The organism is Actinomadura rugatobispora (assembly GCF_055379765.1).
On the sequence record NZ_AP029191.1, the window covers coordinates 2,143,326 to 2,159,562 of the forward strand.

Here is a 16,237-nt window from a genome sequence, read left to right on the forward strand (position 1 = left end):
GGATTCAGTGAGGCTTTCCGTGATGACAGTCCGGTGGCCGGTGCCGGCGGCAACCGCCGTCCAGCCGTCAAGGGAACGGACGCCCGTTCAGAAGTACTTTCCGTACAGGTCGGTGGTGGGCCAGCTCGTGACGCCGTTGGCCGCGATGTGCAGGAGTTTGTCGATGTCGCCGTAGTTCTTCCCTGACGCGTCGTCGCGCTGGTTGAACAGCGCCGCCCAGGTCAGCCCGTCATGACGGCGCACCAGGATGGTGTACGTGCCCGGCAGGCCGCCGGTGTGCCAGGTGTTGCGCCCGCCCGTGACGTTGCGGACGTGCCAGCCGCAGCCGTACCAGGCGCCGCTGGAGTCCACGCCCGTCTCGGGCCTGCCGAAGGCGCGTCCGATGGACGTGCTGCCGAGCACCGGGTTCGCGGCGTCGAAAAGGCCCGCGAAGCGGACCATGTCGGCCGCCGTGCTCAGCCAGCCGCCGTGGGAGTCCATGTTCTCCAGATTGAACCCGCCGTAGGGAGCGGGCACCGTGGCCCCGGACGCGTCCATGACGGTGGACACGTTGTACTGCGAGGCGTACGGCACCTCCCCCGATGCCGCGTTCATCTTGAGGCTGCGTCCGAGCTTCATCCGCGTGATACCGCGCGGCCCGAGGATCTTGTTCTGGACGTAGGTGCGGTAACCGGTACCGCCGACCTGCTCGATGATCCGGCCGAGCAGCATGTAGCCGTAGTTGCTGTAGGCGTAGTCGCTGCCCGGAGTGTGGTCGAGCCTGCGGCCGTTCATGTATTTCATGATGTTGGCCTTGGTGACCGGTATCCGCACGCCCAGCGCGGACGCCACCGCGGAGTCGCGCCGGTACATCGGGTCGAAGCCGAGGTCGCGGTCCCAGCCTCCCGTGTGCTGCAGCAACCGCCAGACCGTGACGTTCTTGAGCCGGGAGTCCATCGTCTGCCCGCTCGGCGGCGTCAGCGACAGCAGCCGCGTCACCGGGGCACCGAGGTTCAGCTTGCCCTCCTGCGCCAGCCTGAGGATGGCCGCCCCGGTCACCGCCTTGCTCAGGCTCGCGATGCGGAACAGCGACGTCGGCTGCGTCTTGAGCGTGGAACTGCTCGTCCACGTGTACCCGCGCGCCAGTAGGAGCTTGCCTTTGCGCGCGACGGCGAGCTGCCCGCACGAGATGTTCCGTGCCTGCATGAAGCTCTTCATCGTCGAGTCGAAGCCGCCCAGCCCGGCGCCTCGCTCCCCGCTCACCTTCCACGTCTTACCGGCCGCCGCGGTCCGCGCCTGGACGGAGTCCTCCGAGCACCCGCTCAGCAGAACCGCCCCGGACGCGCCCACACCCGCGAGCCCGGCGGCCCGCCCGAACTCCCGCCGGGACAGTCCCGCACCCATCGAACCTCCACACGATCGAACACCGGAGCCGCGCAGGGCCCACCACACCCGTGATCGTCCGGAAGGCCCCGGCGGCGGCAACCCGCGCCTGCCGAGGATCACATCCGGGGCGGGCAAGCGGCATTTCATCTGATCGTCGAGGAGACGGTGCCGCTTGCCGTTCTCAGGGATTCCGGACTGTAGTCCGCAGAGGCCAGGGGTCGCGCTACCCCGTTGACGTCAAGGAGACCCAACACGTGACATTGGTGAACGACGCGGCTCCCGCCCCGCAATCCCCCGGTCGCAAGTTCCGCGCCTTCACGGCGAAGCACCTCGACGAGCTGACCGCCCGGGCCGGGCTGAGCGAGCAGGAACGGCTGGAGACCAGGGCGGTCGCGACCGTCCTGCCCTTCCGGACCAACGCCTACGTCATCGAGGAGCTCATCGACTGGTCGGCCGCGCCGGACGACCCCATCTACCGGCTGGTCTTCCCGATGGCGGACATGCTGCCCGCCCAGGACGTCGCCGAACTGGCCGGCCTGCTGCGCCGCGAGGCTCCCAAGGCCGAGATCGACGCCGCCGCGCACAAGGTCCGGATGCGCCTCAACCCGCATCCCGCCGGGCAGATGGAACTCAACATCCCCAGCTTCGGCGACGGCAAGATCCCCGGACTGCAGCACAAGTACGACGAGACCGTGCTGTACTTCCCCAAGCAGGGCCAGACCTGCCACGCCTACTGCACCTACTGCTTCCGCTGGGCGCAGTTCGTCGGAGAGCCCGACCTGAAGATGGCCGGGGACGACTCCCACCAGCTCCGCGACTACCTGCTGGCCCACCCCGAGGTGACCAGCGTCCTGTTCACCGGCGGCGACGCCATGATCATGGGCGAGCCGGTGCTGCGCCGCTACGTCGAGCCGCTGCTGGACCTGGAGCAGCTGGAATCGATCCGCATCGGCACCAAGTCGCTGGCCTACTGGCCGCAGAAGTTCGTGACCGACCCCGACGCCGACGCCATGCTCGGCCTGTTCGAGCAGGTCGTCGAGTCCGGGAAGAACCTGGCCTTCATGGCCCACTTCACCCACCCGCGCGAGCTGGAACCGCTGGTGGTGACCGAGGCGGTACGCCGGATCCGCGACACCGGGGCCGTCATCCGCACCCAGGCGCCGCTGATCCGCACGATCAACGACGATCCGGACGCCTGGAAGAGCATGTGGCGGACCCAGACGCGCATGGGCATGGTCCCGTACTACATGTTCGTCGAGCGCGACACCGGTCCCCAGGACTACTTCGCGGTGCCGCTGGCGCGCGCGTACGAGATCTTCCAGACCGCCTACAAGGACGTGGCGGGACTGTCGCGGACCGTGCGCGGCCCGTCCATGTCGGCCACGCCCGGCAAGGTCTGCGTGGACGGGGTGCTGGAGCTGTTCGGCGAGAAGGTCTTCGCCCTGCACTTCATCCAGTGCCGCGATTCCGACCTGGTCGGCAAGCCCTTCTTCGCCAAGTACGACCCCGAGGCGGTCTGGCTGGACGACCTCAAACCCGCCTTCGCCGACCGCTTCCCCTGGCAGGGACCCAGGACCGAGGGCAGCGGCGCGTCCCGGCTTCCCGTCGTCTGACCGGAGCCCCTGGAAAGAAGTCTTGAAAGGCGGCAGCGGCATGACCTTGGCGATCTCGGACTACCCCCGCAAGCGGCTCGGCAAAGTCGCCGAGGTGAACGGCATGACCACCACCGACGGCCCGTGGATCGCCGTGCGCGAGGCGTTCGACATCACCGGCCTCAAGCCCGGGGTGCTGGCGAGGTGGGGGGAGGAGGGTCTCCTCTCGGTCTTGCGGACCGCCGAGCGGACGCAGCGGCTCTACCTGAAGCCCGAGCTTGAACTGCTCGTCGGCTTGGGCACATGCGCGCCGCCGACCCTGCGCAGCGTGCGCCGCTACCTGCGGACCCATGAGGGGGCGCGCCTGGTGACCGCACTGGCGGGCCTGCTGAGCGGTCAGGGGTTCATGGTCGAGATGGTCGATGAGCTGTGCCTGCGCGTGGCGAAGGGCACAGGCCCAGGTGCGGTGGAGATCGAAGGTCGCCGCCGCGGCGACGACGGCGACCGCTGGTGGTTCGGTTGGGTCGGCGGCTCGTGGATGTGCGAGGCCGACAAGCCGGCCGACGCCGGAGTGCAGGTGAAGGCGGCGCTGCGCGAGGTGATGGTGGCCTGATGACGAGGCGACGACCGCGCACTTTCCGCCAGACCGGACACGCCCAGCCGCGAGCCGAAAGCGCGCGGGCGGGGCGCGGGTCCTGGAGTCGCCCGGGCGAGGACGCTCCAGGACCCATCCAGGCACCGGGCGGGGGTCGAATGCCCCCGCCCCCGCCCGGTCCTCGGCCGTCCGGATCGAGAGACACCCGTGACGGCCCGCGCAAGGCGGGCATCGTCTCGCAGGCTTGAGGGAGGGCTCATGTCAGAGGTCGGGGTGAATCCCGACGAGGCCGTGGCCGGCGGTCGGGAGGCGGGGATGCTGGCCCTGTCGTTCCGGGGCCTCGCCACGATGTTCCAGTCGACGATCGATGTCGCGTTCATGCGCGCCGGGGAGTGGCCGGTCAAGAACGGCTACCTGGCGTACGCCGAGGAGCAGATGTCCAAGATCGCCAGAGTGCAGGCGCACGGCGAGGGGCTCAGCGGCGCCGTCGAGGGCGCCGGTGCCGCGGGCGCCGAGACCGACCGGCGGATCGACGAGGACTACCAGGGCGTCCGGGGACTGCTGCTGCGCGACCTGAACCACGAACTCGGACGGCAATGACATGGCCGGCTTCGATCCCCAGGACACCGACGCCGACCCCGACCAGATCGACCTGTCGGTGGAGGCGTTCTACGACGTCGCGGGAAGGATCACCGGGCGGAGCGGGGAGTTGGAGGGCGCCTTCAACGGCGCGGCGATGAACTTCTCCGACCTGATCGCCCACGACATCTGGAAGCAGAACGAGTACAACGCCGAGGACTGGAGGTCGGCCGTCGAGGCGGCCGTCTACGGCGCCGGCGTCACCAGGGCGTGGGCCGGTGACGTGCGGGAGTTCAAGAGCAGGCGCCGGGAGCTCATCGGCCGGTGGGAGACCGCCCGCGGCGACGACTTCGGCGTCGTGAAGCAGGAGCCGCACCCGAACCTGGACAGGGTCGAGCTCCTCGTCGATCCCCTCGCGGTGGAGCGGAGGCTGTCGGAGGACTTCGTCCGCCGCCGGGCCGCCGCGGAGGCGTCCCTGCTCCGCGGCCTGTCGGGCCAGGCCCAGACCGCGTGGGACGCACTCCAGGAGAAGGCGGAGCTGCGCGGGCGGCAGCTCGCGCAGGGGCCGACGCCCCAGAACCTGCGGCACCTGGTCAGGCACGGCGTGCTGGGCTGGGCCCCGTACAACATCCGGGGCGCCGACGCGCCGCTGCCGCTCAACCCGGAGATGGCCGGGCTGGACGCCCAGGCGCTCCGCGACTACCTCAACGGCGACCTGGAGCCCGACGCCGGCTACGCCGCGATCATCGCGGCGCTCAACGCGGCCGTCCGGCAGGGCATCGGGCGTGCGGGTGACGGCGAGCGCGTCGATCCGGAGGTCATCGAGTACCTGGAGTCCTTCTACGGCGAGCTGGGCGGCGACCTCATGGTGATGGACGCCTACGCCAACGACGACATGGGGCTGGGCGACCGGGCCCTGCTGCAAGGGGACACGCTCCGGGCGCTGGGCGGCGGCCTGCTGGTCCTGTCCAACGGCAGGCTCGGCGGCGGGTTCGACCGCCTCCCCCAGGCCGTGCGGGGCCTGTTCAACGGCGACTTCGTGAACGACGCCCCCGCGCAGACGCCGACCGATGCGTGGGGCCGCGACTACGCGGCGCTCGCCGACCTGCTGGGGCACGCCGACCGCCGCCTCACCCCAGGCACCGACTTCGCCGTGAACCTCATCGCCGTCACGCCGCACTACCTCGAGGTCATCGCCTCCCACCCCAACCAGATGGCGAGCGAGGAGTTCCGGCTCCTGGACGGCTCGGCGCGGACCATGCTGCGCGTCGCCACCCGCGACATCGAGGCGAACCACGCCATCCTCACCGGCGACTTCGAGCCCGGCGAGGTCGGCAGCGCGACGCCCGAGCTGCTGCGGTCGCTCTTCACCCACGACTGGGCCGACGACGGCGCCATGGCCGCGCGGCTCACCGACTGGATCTACGAGGACGGCGTGGACGAGAGGCTCGCCGGGGAGGCCACCGCGGCGCTCATCAACACCGTCACCGGCATCGGCGACGGCGGGCTCTACGCCGCCCTCACCGACACGAACGCCGGCCTCGACTCCATGGGCATGATCAACCCGGAGCTGTCCCGCGGCCTCGGCAACATCGCCGTCGCCTACCTCGACGACTTCGCCGCCCTCCAGGACGACGCGGAGACGACCTCGTTCGCCGGCGGCGACCTGGAGGTCGCCTACGACGCCCGCGCCCGCTTCTTCGAACTGGTCGCCGGGGACGCGGGCGCGGCCACCCACCTGTCCGCGGCCGTGGAGACCTTCGAGCACAACAACCTGCTCGCCTACGCGGGCGTTCCCCGGGAGAACGCGGCGTCGGAGTTCGGCGCCGCGAACGCGAGGCTGCGCGCCTACCTCGACGCGGGACTGCTGAACGAGGCGATGGACCGCACCGGCAACGCGCACGACGCCGCGGCCGACGCCGCGTTCAGGGAGTTGAACGGCCAGACCTTGGTCTCCGGGGTGCTCAAGGAGACCATCGGCAACTTCGGCCCGTGGAGCGCCCTCGGCAAGGCCGTCATCGGTGTGAGCAACGAGGCGTACCGCTTCGACGCGCGGGCCGGCTCGAGCGTGCCGGACGTGGTGCTCCAGCTTCCGAACGCGGAGCGCCAGTACTCGCGGACCGACCTTTCCCAGCAGACCATGCTGTCGCTCGTCCACGCCGCGGTGCGGGACGGGCGCATCCCGATGGACGAGGTCCCGCAGGTCCTGCGCACCGGCGAGGAGCGATCCCCGATCAGGCGGCTCGACGAGGTCCCGGGCAGCGAGCGCGACCAGGCCGAGGACGCCGCGCGCCGGCTGCTGGAGCAGCCGTTCCCGGGGTTCCGGGACCTGCTGGAGGTGCAGGAACGCGAGTACGCGGACGTCTTCAGCACCCACGCCGCCAGCAGTCCCGACCACTACAAGCTGTACGTCCGCAACGGTGAGACGTCGGAGTACTGGAGGCGGTGGTTCTGAACACCAGGGACACCACCCCGGGCCAGCAACTGGTCAGGTGCGCGGCGGATGTGCGGGCTCCAGGTGGGCGCGTTCTCCTTGCGGGCCGAACAGGGTGAGGACCTCCGCGGGCCGGCTGTCGGCGCTGCCGATCCGGTGCGGTATGCGGGTGTCGAACTCCGCGGCCTCGCCGACGCCGAGTAAGAACTCCTGCTCGCCGAGCACGAACCTGACCTGTCCGTTGAGGACGTAGAACCACTCGTAGCCCTCGTGGGTCTGCGGGGTCGTCGCGGGCGCCCGCCCGGCGGGCGGATAGATCACCTTGTAGGCCTGGACGCCGCCGGGCCGCCTGGTCAGGGGGATGATCACCAGGCCGGATCGGCGCACTGGCCGCAGGTGGATGCGCGGGTCTCCGGTGGGCGGGGCCGCGACGAGATCGTCGAGCGGGACGCCGTGCGCCCGGGCCAGCGGCAGCAGCTGCTCCAGCGTGGGGCGGAGCCTGCCGTTCTCGAGACGGGACAGGGTGCTCGCCGTGAGGCCGGTTTCGTCTGCCAGCGCCGCCAGCGTGGCGTTCCGCGCCCGGCGCAGGGCACGTAGACGCGGCCCGACTCCGGCCAGAACGTCTTCCGCGGGGTTGTCCATGTGCCGATGATGCGGATCCGCAACTTTTCTTGCAAGGGGGAACGGCGGTGGTGATGCTGCCGGTACATCACCGCCGTCGAAGGGCAGACTCGCATGGATTCCACCGCGGACGCCGAGGCGTTCTGGGAGCGGCACTACCGCGCCCGGCGCGCCTGGGACGCGCGCGTCAACCCGGTGCTCGCGGAGATCGCCGCACCGCTGAACAGCGGTGCGGCTCTGGATCTGGGCTGCGGCGCCGGTGGCGACGCCGTATGGCTCGCCCGGCGGGGCTGGCACGTCACCGCCGTGGACATCTCCACCACTGCCGTCGAACGGGTGCGGGAACGCGCTCGCGAGCTCGGTCTCGCGGGGAGGGTCGCCGCCGAACAGCACGATCTGGCCACGAGCTTCCCGGCCGGGGGGTTCGATCTCGTCTCCGCCCAGTACTTCCACTCCCCGTTCCCGCTGCTCCGCGGCCAGGTCCTGCGGACCGCCGCGCGGGCCCTGCGCCCCGGCGGCCTGCTGCTGATCGTCGACCACGGCTCCACCGCGCCCTGGTCGTGGAACCAGGACCCCGGCATCCACTTCCCCACTCCCGCCGAGGTCGCCGCCGAACTCGATCTGGACGCCGCGCACTGGTCCGTGCTGCGCGCCGACATGCCCCGTCGCCCGGCCACCGGACCCGCGGGTGAGACCGCCACCGTCATCGACAACATCCTGCTCGTCCAGCGAACCGGAACGGAGTGACCCCGATGCGGGCCAAGGACGCCACGCCGCCGCGGACCGGCGCCAGTGAGAAGGCCACCCTGCGGGGCTTCCTCGACCAGCTGCGGGACGCGGTCGCGAACAAGGTCGCGGGCGTGCCGGAACCGCAGGTCCGAACGGGCGGAGTGCCCTCGGGCACCAGCCTTCTCGGGCTGCTCAAGCATCTGGCGTTCGTCGAACGGTTCTACTTCCTCGGTGAGGACGCGGGCGACTGGCGCGCGACCATGCGGCCGTCCGCGGAGGACACCGTCGACGGCGTGCTCGCCGACTACCGCAGGACCGTCGAGCGAGCGAACCGGGTCATCGACGCGTGCCCGGATCTGGCACTTCCCGCCCCGCGCCCGCCGCGTCCAGGGCCCGCGCCATCGATGCGCTGGGTCCTGGTGCACATGATCGAAGAGACCGGACGGCACGCCGGCCACGCCGACATCCTCCGCGAGCAGATCGACGGATCCACCGGCCGCTGAGTTCGGACGGCCGCGGGTCGCCGGGATCAGGGTTCTTGATCGGGGGTCAGTGGCAGGTGGTGCGGGGGCGGGTGCGGGAGGGTTCGGCCCGTCGAGGCGGTGATGCCGTCGAGGGCCAGTTCGAGGTAGCGGCGCCAGGCCTGCGGGTCGGTAGTGAGCAGCGGCGCGGCCGTGTGCTGGATGCCACTCAGCAGGAGCATCACGTCGGTGCCGGTGATGTCCGGGCGGACGATGCCCTGCCGGCGGGCGCGCTCGGTGAGCTCCTCCGCGACGTCGCACAGGCGATCGATCGCGTCGCGCACCTGCTGGTGCTGCAGGGACGGGCGTCCGACGACCTCGCAGAACGCCCGGTCCTTGACGAAGGTCTCCACTCCGGCGGCCATGAACTCCCGCAGCGCGAGGCCGGGATCGTCCGCCGTGAGCAGTGCGGTGCCGATGTCCGCGAGCTCGTCGAGCATGCCGAGCATGATCGCCGCCAGCAGTTCCCCCTTGGATGAGAAGTGGCGGAAGACCGTGCCCTTGCCTACTCCGGCGCACTGCGCGATCTCGCCGATGGACACCTCGACTCCGCGCTCGGCGAACGTTCTGGCCGCGGCGTCCAGCAGCAGCCGGCGGTTGCGGACCGCGTCGCTGCGCGATGGGCCGGCCGGCGTCGTTCCAGTCATGCGCCTCTCCTCCCCCCTCAGCGTACCTAAGGTGACCAGGCGGTCCGTTTCACTGCTAGGCTAAAGTGACCGCCCGGTCCGTTTACCGGGCCGGGCACCTGTGAGCGGAGGGAAGCAGATGAACGCCATGGTGGAAGGAAAGGTCGTCCTTGTGACGGGAGCGTCGTCGGGGATTGGCGAGGCCACTGCTCTGGCCCTCTCGGCGGAGGGGGCCCGTGTCGCGGTCGGGGCCCGGCGCGCCGACCGGCTGGAGTCCCTGGCGCGCAAGGCGCCCGGCGAGGTCCTGGCCCTCGAACTGGACGTGACCGACCAGGAGTCGGTGCGGGCCGCGGCCGCCAAGACCGTCGAGCACTTCGGCGCCCTGGACGTCCTGGTGAACAACGCCGGGGTGATGCTCAGCGGCCCGATCGCGGGCGCCGACACCACGGAATGGACGCGCATGGTCGAAACCAACCTGCTCGGGTCGATGTACGCGGTCCACGCGGCGTTGCCGCACCTGCTGGAGAGCAAGGGCATCGTCGTGCAGGTCTCGTCGACCTCGGGACGCATCGCGACGGCCAGCAGCGGCGTCTACGCGGCGACGAAGTTCGGCATCACCGCGTTCTCCGAGTCGCTGCGGCAGGAGGTCACCACCCGGGGCGTGCGTGTCGTGGTCGTCGAGCCCGGCTTCGTCGCCACCGAGCTGGCCGGCCACATCACCGACCCCGCGATCCAGGCCGCCGCGCGGAAGATGGCCGCCTCCATGCGCACCCTGCAGCCCGAGGACATCGCCAACGCCGTCGTCTACGCGGTCACCCAGCCGGAGCACGTCGCGGTCAACGAGATCCTCATCCGTCCGACCGACCAGACCCAGTAGCCGAACACGTTCAGCGGTGCTTCTCGGCCAGTGCCGCCAGTTCGTCCAGGAAGAGGAGCGCCTCCTTTTCTGGGGCCCCGGCGTCCCGGAAGAAGGCGAAATGGTCGATGCCGCCCTCGGCGAGAGTTGTGAGGGCGCGCTCGTCCAGTGGGGCTCCGATCAAGGTGACCGGGATCGGTCTTGCGGCTCGGTGTCGCAGGTTCGCCACTTGGGCCACCAGGTCCTCGGGGGTGCCGACGAGGTTGGGGGCCCATCCGTCGCCGTACTCGAGAACGCGGTCGAGGACGGTGGGGCCGTTGCCGCCGATCAGGATCGACGACCGCACCGGCTTCGGCCAGGAGAAGATCGGGCCGAAGTCGACGAACTCGCCGTGGAATTCGGCCCGTTCCTTGGTCCAGATCTCCTTCACCGCGAGCATCCGCTCGCGCATCAGGGCCATGCGCGTCCTGGGGTCGGTGCCGTGGTTGCGCATCTCCTGGCGGTTCCAGCCGGCGCCGACCGCGAGCTCGAAGCGGCCTCCGGAGAGGTGGTCCAGGCTCGCCGCCTGCTTGGCGAGCGTGATCGGGTCCCGCTGGACGGCCAGGGCGATCCCGGTGCCCAGGAGGAGGCGCTCGGTCGCGGTCGCGGCGGCCGCCAGCGCCACGAAGGGGTCCAAGGACCGGTAGTAGTCGCGGGCGGGGAGGTCGCCGCTGGGGTCCGGGGGCTGCTCGTCCACCGGGATGTGGGTGTGCTCGGCCACGAAGAGCGAATCCAGGCCGCGTTCCTCCACGGCCCGGGCCAGTTCGGCCGGCTGGAGACCCTCGTCGGTCAAGAACGTGCTCACGCCGAATCTCATCTCGACACCTTTCGCTACGGGGTTCCGAGACTGCCCGAGCCGGACGGGGTCTCCCAGAGCCCGTTTGCGTGTACGACGAGTGGTCCTACTACTCCCAGGGTCAGGCTGGTACGCACTGGTATGCTGACGACCGCCGATAATGGGCGGTATGGACGATCGGCAGCTCGGAGAGTTCCTGCGCAGCCGCCGGGGACGGCTGAGGCCGGAGGACGTGGGGCTGCCCGCCTCCGGGCGGCACCGGCGGGTGCCGGGGCTGCGCCGGGAGGAGCTGGCCGGGCTCGCGGGCGTGTCGGTCGCCTACCTCACCCGGCTCGAACAGGGCAAAGGCCACAACGTTTCAGCCGAGGTGCTGGACGCGCTCGCGCGTGCCCTGCGGCTGACGGCCAACGAGTACGAGCACCTCGAACACCTGGCCGGGGCCCGCAGGAGATCCGCGCCGCGGCAGGAGCGGGTGCGGAGCGCGTTGCGGGATCTGCTGGCCTCGATGAACGGGGTGCCCGCGTACCTGACGGGACGGTGTTCGGACATCCTGGCCTGGAACCCGCTGGCGACGGCCTTGTTCGGCGACTGGGACCGATGGCCGGCCGAGGAGCGCAACCTGGCGCGGATGGTGTTCCTGCGGCCCGAGTCCCGCAGGCTCTTCGTGGACTGGGAGTCCAAGGCGGCCGAGGTCGTCGGTGCACTGCGCCTGGAGGCGGGCCGACGGCCGGGGTTGCCGGCGCTCGTGGACGAGCTGTCGGTGAAGAGCGAGGAGTTCCGTCGCCTGTGGGCCCGGCATGACGTCAAGGAGAGGAGCCACGGGACCGATCGGCTGGATCATCCGGTCGCGGGCGCGCTCACGCTTTCGTTCGAGTCGTTCCGGCTGCCCGACGAGCCCGATCAGTGCCTGACCGTCTTCCACGCCCGGCCGGGCACCGCCACGGCGGAGAACCTGCGGCTGCTGGGCAGCTGGGGGTCGGACACGGACCGCCGGTGGTCAGGGCCAGAGGGCCTGGAGTACGGGAATCAGGGCGCTGCCCGCGGCGCTTTCGAGGATCGTCCGGAGTGAGAGCCCGAGGGCGCGGAGCCTGGCGTGGTCGGGTCGCGGCCGGCGGGTGGTTTCGGCGATCTCCTCGATGAGCCGCCGCGCCCGTTCGCCGTCCTCCTCGGTCAGCCCGAGCGTCGGCAGTGCCTGCGCGACCGCTTCGGTGAAGTTCGTGAGGGCGGGCACGTCGATCGTGGTCTCGGAGATCTGGGTGTTGTTCGGCCCGATCGCGAGTTGGCCCGACACGGAGCCGCCGATGTGCACGTCGTAGTCGTCGCGTTCTGCCATGGCCGGCCTTTCCTCAGTCGATGGTCAAACGCTCGTGGGCCTTGCGGTCGGACTGGAGGCCGACCGCGGTGACGTCGTACTGCCCCGGTCCGGACGGGACGTGGCCCGGAGCCTCGACCCGGCCGTCGTCTGTGGCGACGTAGACTCCGTCGGCCCCCAGGCCGGTGACGCGCACCGACTCGCGCGGGCGGAAGCCGATGGCGATCACAGTGAAGGTCTGGTCCGCTTCGGGAGCCGGGGGGTTGAACGAGATGTCGGGCGGGGTGAGCGGGGGCGTCGATTCGACGCCTTCCCTGCCCGTGCCGCGTCCGGGGCCCTTCACCTCCACCCAGTCGTCGGGCGTCAGGTGGGACAGCACGTCGTACACGTAGACGCGGTAGCGGCCGTCGGACGGGGCGTGCACCTTGATCACCTTCTCGGCCCGCCCCTGGCCGTCGGTCGTCGCGTGCCGGATCCCGCCGGAGCCGCCGTCCAGTTCGTCGAGCCCCATGAAGTGGATCGGCTGGCGCGGCTTGAACCCCGTCGCGGTGATCGTGAGCATGTCCCCCGGTTCGACGGTCGACGGCTCCGCGACGACCTTCATCTGCCCCTGCGGCTCCGGGGTCCGGGACCGTGACTCGGACGTGGACGGGGACGGGGGAGGCCGGGTGGAGACGACGCGGGTCGGGACGCCGGACGGCACGGCCGCCGGGGCGGGCGCCGACACCGGACGTCCCCCGCCGCGCACGGCGACCACGCCGGCGACCCCCGCGGTCGCCACCACCGTGACCACCACCACGATGACGGCGGGATGCGCCAGCACGGCCGCGCCGGACGCCTTGGCGCCCGTCGCGGCGGTCGCGTGCACGGCGAGCGCGGTTCCGCCCGCAGCGCCGCCGGCCGCCGCCAGGCCCGCCAGCATGCCGAGCGCGCGCCGCCGCACGCGGTCCTCTTGCTCGAAGTACGCCGCGTCCTCCGCCGAGTCCGAGCGCCGGGCGGACTGGTGGCCGAGCTTGAGCACCTGGCGCCAGACGCCCCATCGGAGCGCGCGGCCGAACGCGGGCGCGGTGGTCCGGGCGAGCCGGCAGGCCCGCTCGTGATCGCCGCGGTCGGCGGCGGCGGTCAGGACCGCCAGCACGATGGGTCCCGCGGAAGCCACCTCGCGTGGCGTGGCCGTGCGCGCCCAGGCATCGAGGGCCTCGGCGTAATCGGCCGGATCGGCCTCGCCTTCCGCGCCGGCCGCGAGGACGTGGCCGCCTGCCCCGGCCACGGCCAGGCCGACCCGCTCCAGTTCGGCGACATCGGCATCGTCGCCTGCCAGCGCGGTGAGCAGGCCGGACGGAACCGGCAGGCCGGGCAGGGCGCGCAGCACGTCCAAGGCGGCGCGGGCCTGCGCGTTCAGCCCCGCGACCAGGGCCTCTCTGAGGAAGGCGAGGTCGGTGCCGAGGGAGGCGCCCCGTCCCTCCTCGATCGCCGCCGCGGCCTGCAGCATGGTTCCGGGTTGCCCGTGGCAGGCCTCGTACACGCAGCGGACGCCGTCGAACTCCTCGTCGTCCAGGTCGCGGCCGAGTTTCGCCGTGACCAGCCCCAGTGCCTCTTCTTCCGCGAGCCCGCCCAGCTCCAGTCGCTGCGCCGCGCCGTCCCCGAGGGGGGCGGTCGTCCCGACCAGCAGGCTGCCGGCCGGGACGGCCTGGATCAGGTTCGTGAGGTCGTCGGCACGGCCCGGGAAGTCGTCGATGACGAAGAGCGCCCGGATCGGGGCCATCAGCTCTCCGAGGCGGGCGGGGGTGGGCCGGTAGTCCTCCACGTCGTAGCAGGTCTCGAAGAGCCGCTGCAGGACGTCCTCGACCGGCTGTCCGGCCGCGGCCAGGAAGACCACGTCGCCGTCCCAGTCCGCCGCGACCCGGCACAGCAGCGCCGATTTGCCCGCCCCCCGCGAGCCGTGCACCACCACCGGCCGCTTCTGTCGCAGCCACCGAGCCACGTCGGCCAGTTCTTCCTCGCGGCCGACGAGCGGGCCGGCGGGATCGGGTTTCTCCGAACGGGCGGGCCTTTTCCGTGCGCGCATCCGCGGCGCCGCTCCGGTGCCGACCGACACCGAGGAGCCGGTCGCGTTGATCACCACGTTGCGGTCGCCGACGACCATCTGGCCGCCGACGTCGCCGTCGACCCGCACTCCGCCGCGCATCGGCTCCCCGTCTCCGCCCGTGCCCCCGCTCCAAGGATCGGCCATCCGCCTTCCCGGACACAGACGCGCGACGGAAATGGCCGGGCCCGGCCGGGAACGGCGTTGTACTCGGCGATCAACTCTGCGGCGAGGCGAGGAGCATGCCGGTGATCATGTCGACGAGGGCTTCGCCCACCATCGTCCAGTCCGCGGGCCGGCCCGTGTAGGCCGCCGCGCGCTCCTGCTCGGCGCAGGTGTGGATGACCACGAGCCGCATGCTCTGGCTGCGCAGCGCCGCCACCTTCGGTGAAAGCCCGGGCGCCTGCGACCGGACCGCGACGATCGCCTTCCGGAACAGCGGAGCCTGCAGGGGCGCGGCGAGCTCTTCGGGGCCCAGGGTCGGGTCGGCGCAGACCTGGGCGGTGAAGCGCGCGTACCAGGTCGGGTGGCCGAGTTCGGCGAGGTGCTCGGTGTAGGGCAGCGCCAGGCTGGCGATGTGGTCGCGGGGATCGTCGGAGTCGCGCGCCTCCCGGGCCAGCTCCTGGATGCGGCGCGCGATGGGTTCGCCGTGGAAACGCGCGATGGCGCGGATGAGGTCGGCGCGCGAGCCGAAGTAGTAGGCCAGGGCCGAGTTGTTGCCCTGGCCCGCCGCTTCGACGATCTGGCGGTTGGAGACCTCCGCGAGGCCGTGCTCGGCGTAGAGCCGTTCGGCCGTGCGCAGCAGCAGCACGCGCGTGGCGTCGGCCTGCTCCCGCCGCGTGGCGGCCGGCCTGCGCGCGGCGCGCGGGCGCTGCGGAGTCGTGGCGTCCATGTGATCGTCTTCCTGTCGTCCGCGCGGCGGTCCCGGCTGACTTCGCATCTTCTCAGACATTCCTCTGACGAGATCTCCATGGTACAAGTAAGAAGACCTTCTTAAATCTAGGGCCGAGGAGCACCGCCGTGGACATCGAGGCCGACCGGGAGAGATGCGTCGGCGCCGGCCAGTGCGCGCTGGCCGCCCCCGGGGTGTTCGACCAGCGCGAGGCCGACGGTCTCGTCGAGGTCCTGGACCGCAGGCCGCCGCGGTCGCGATGGCAGGCCGTCCGGGAGGCCGAAGCCCTGTGTCCCGCCGCGGCGATCGCGGTCAGCGACGACTGAGACGAGGTAGTGATGCCTGGACGAGTCCAAGACAAGGTCGCCTTCATCACCGGGGCGGCGCGCGGCCAAGGCCGCAGCCACGCGGTGCACCTGGCACGGGAGGGCGCGGACATCATCGCGGTCGACATCTGCCGGCAGGTCGAGGGCGTCCTGTTCCCCATGCCCACACCGGACGATCTGGCCGAGACCGTCGCGCTGGTCGAGAAGGAGGGCCGCCGGATCGTCGCCGCGCAGGCCGACGTGCGGGATCACGAGGCGCTGAAGGCCGCCGTGGACGAAGGCGTCGCGCAACTCGGGCGCCTGGACATCGTCGTGGCCAACGCCGGCATCGGCGCCACCGGCGACCTCATGCAGTCGATGAAGGAGGAGGTCTGGCAGGACACCATCGACATCAACCTCACCGGGGTGTGGCACAGCGCCAAGGCCGCGATCCCGCACATCATCGAGGGCGGCCGCGGCGGAGCGATCGTGCTGACCAGTTCGGTCGGCGGTCTGCGCGGGTCCCAGCACATCGGCCACTACATCGCGGCGAAGCACGGCGTCGTGGGACTGATGCGGACGCTGGCCCTGGAGCTCGGGCAGCACAGCATCCGGGTCAACACCGTCCACCCCACCCAGGTCAACACGCCGATGCTGATGAACGACTGGACGTATCGGGCCTTCCGGCCGGACCTGGAGAACCCCACCGCCGAGGACTTCGCGCCGATCTCGCAGGAGAAGCACGTCCTCCCGGTGCCGTGGGTGGAGCCGGAGGACATCAGCAGAGCGGTGCTGTACCTGGTCTCCGAGGACGGCCGCTACGTCACCGGGGCGACCCTGCCGGTCGACGCGGGAAGCCTGCTCAGGTGAGCGTCCGCGCGTCCCGGCC

General features: G+C 71.3%; 16 protein-coding genes and 1 pseudogene. 10 read left to right on the plus strand and 7 right to left on the minus strand.

What is annotated here, in order from left to right; genetic code table 11:
- Window positions 1-87: 87 nt before the first annotated feature.
- Entirely contained in the window at window positions 88-1,383 is a 1,296-nt protein-coding gene (locus ACZ466_RS08960) for a serine hydrolase domain-containing protein (RefSeq protein WP_378286486.1), read from the minus strand.
- Window positions 1,384-1,619: 236 nt separating this feature from the next.
- Here ACZ466_RS08960 and ACZ466_RS08965 point away from each other — a divergent pair, with 236 nt between their 5' ends.
- From ACZ466_RS08965 to ACZ466_RS08980, 4 genes and pseudogenes are all read left to right on the plus strand, one after another.
- On the plus strand, window positions 1,620-2,978 hold the full coding sequence (locus ACZ466_RS08965; RefSeq protein ID WP_464043167.1) for a KamA family radical SAM protein: 1,359 nt from the start codon (window positions 1,620-1,622) through the stop codon (window positions 2,976-2,978).
- Window positions 2,979-3,018: 40 nt separating this feature from the next.
- On the plus strand, window positions 3,019-3,570 hold the full coding sequence (locus tag ACZ466_RS08970) for a hypothetical protein (RefSeq protein ID WP_378285510.1): 552 nt from the start codon (window positions 3,019-3,021) through the stop codon (window positions 3,568-3,570).
- 240 nt (window positions 3,571-3,810) lie between these two features.
- Complete coding sequence (locus ACZ466_RS08975) at window positions 3,811-4,152, plus strand: hypothetical protein (RefSeq protein WP_378285511.1); 342 nt, start codon at window positions 3,811-3,813, stop codon at window positions 4,150-4,152.
- A 646-nt stretch (window positions 4,153-4,798) separates the two neighbouring features.
- Window positions 4,799-5,539: pseudogene (locus ACZ466_RS08980) on the plus strand (TPR repeat domain-containing protein); the annotation flags it as partial.
- Window positions 5,540-6,619: 1,080 nt separating this feature from the next.
- Here the strand turns inward: ACZ466_RS08980 and ACZ466_RS08985 are convergent.
- The gene (locus tag ACZ466_RS08985; RefSeq protein ID WP_378285512.1) at window positions 6,620-7,207 is read right to left on the minus strand and encodes a helix-turn-helix domain-containing protein; all 588 of its coding nucleotides are present in this window, start codon (window positions 7,205-7,207) and stop codon (window positions 6,620-6,622) included.
- 93 nt (window positions 7,208-7,300) lie between these two features.
- On the opposite strand from ACZ466_RS08985, the gene ACZ466_RS08990 reads away from it, so the two are divergent.
- A complete protein-coding gene (locus tag ACZ466_RS08990) occupies window positions 7,301-7,933 on the plus strand; it encodes a class I SAM-dependent methyltransferase (protein WP_378285513.1) in 633 nt (210 codons plus the stop codon).
- A 5-nt stretch (window positions 7,934-7,938) separates the two neighbouring features.
- Window positions 7,939-8,418 carry a DinB family protein gene (locus ACZ466_RS08995; RefSeq protein WP_378285514.1) on the plus strand — a complete coding sequence of 160 codons (480 nt, stop codon included), beginning with the start codon at window positions 7,939-7,941 and terminating at the stop codon, window positions 8,416-8,418.
- A 26-nt stretch (window positions 8,419-8,444) separates the two neighbouring features.
- On the opposite strand, the gene ACZ466_RS09000 is transcribed toward ACZ466_RS08995, so the two are convergent.
- Window positions 8,445-9,083: a TetR/AcrR family transcriptional regulator gene (locus tag ACZ466_RS09000; RefSeq protein WP_378285515.1), complete on the minus strand. Its 639-nt coding sequence runs from the start codon at window positions 9,081-9,083 to the stop codon at window positions 8,445-8,447.
- A gap of 118 nt (window positions 9,084-9,201) precedes the next feature.
- Here ACZ466_RS09000 and ACZ466_RS09005 point away from each other — a divergent pair, with 118 nt between their 5' ends.
- Window positions 9,202-9,939: an SDR family NAD(P)-dependent oxidoreductase gene (locus tag ACZ466_RS09005; RefSeq protein ID WP_378285516.1), complete on the plus strand. Its 738-nt coding sequence runs from the start codon at window positions 9,202-9,204 to the stop codon at window positions 9,937-9,939.
- Between the two features lie 10 nt (window positions 9,940-9,949).
- On the opposite strand, the gene ACZ466_RS09010 is transcribed toward ACZ466_RS09005, so the two are convergent.
- The gene (locus tag ACZ466_RS09010; RefSeq protein ID WP_378285517.1) at window positions 9,950-10,762 is read right to left on the minus strand and encodes an LLM class F420-dependent oxidoreductase; all 813 of its coding nucleotides are present in this window, start codon (window positions 10,760-10,762) and stop codon (window positions 9,950-9,952) included.
- Window positions 10,763-10,922: 160 nt separating this feature from the next.
- Between ACZ466_RS09010 and ACZ466_RS09015 the strand changes: the two genes are divergently transcribed.
- Window positions 10,923-11,822: a helix-turn-helix domain-containing protein gene (locus ACZ466_RS09015; RefSeq protein WP_378285518.1), complete on the plus strand. Its 900-nt coding sequence runs from the start codon at window positions 10,923-10,925 to the stop codon at window positions 11,820-11,822.
- Here ACZ466_RS09015 and ACZ466_RS09020 read toward each other — a convergent pair.
- From ACZ466_RS09020 to ACZ466_RS09030, 3 genes are all read right to left on the minus strand, one after another.
- On the minus strand, window positions 11,751-12,086 hold the full coding sequence (locus ACZ466_RS09020; RefSeq protein WP_378285519.1) for a hypothetical protein: 336 nt from the start codon (window positions 12,084-12,086) through the stop codon (window positions 11,751-11,753). The genes ACZ466_RS09015 and ACZ466_RS09020 overlap by 72 nt on opposite strands.
- Before the next feature lie 13 nt (window positions 12,087-12,099).
- On the minus strand, window positions 12,100-14,253 hold the full coding sequence (locus ACZ466_RS09025) for a hypothetical protein (RefSeq protein ID WP_378285520.1): 2,154 nt from the start codon (window positions 14,251-14,253) through the stop codon (window positions 12,100-12,102).
- Window positions 14,254-14,368: 115 nt separating this feature from the next.
- The gene (locus ACZ466_RS09030; RefSeq protein ID WP_378285521.1) at window positions 14,369-15,043 is read right to left on the minus strand and encodes a TetR family transcriptional regulator; all 675 of its coding nucleotides are present in this window, start codon (window positions 15,041-15,043) and stop codon (window positions 14,369-14,371) included.
- Window positions 15,044-15,171: 128 nt separating this feature from the next.
- On the opposite strand from ACZ466_RS09030, the gene ACZ466_RS09035 reads away from it, so the two are divergent.
- Entirely contained in the window at window positions 15,172-15,369 is a 198-nt protein-coding gene (locus tag ACZ466_RS09035; RefSeq protein ID WP_378285522.1) for a ferredoxin, read from the plus strand.
- 12 nt (window positions 15,370-15,381) lie between these two features.
- On the plus strand, window positions 15,382-16,218 hold the full coding sequence (locus tag ACZ466_RS09040) for a mycofactocin-coupled SDR family oxidoreductase (RefSeq protein WP_378285523.1): 837 nt from the start codon (window positions 15,382-15,384) through the stop codon (window positions 16,216-16,218).
- Window positions 16,219-16,237: the final 19 nt, after the last annotated feature.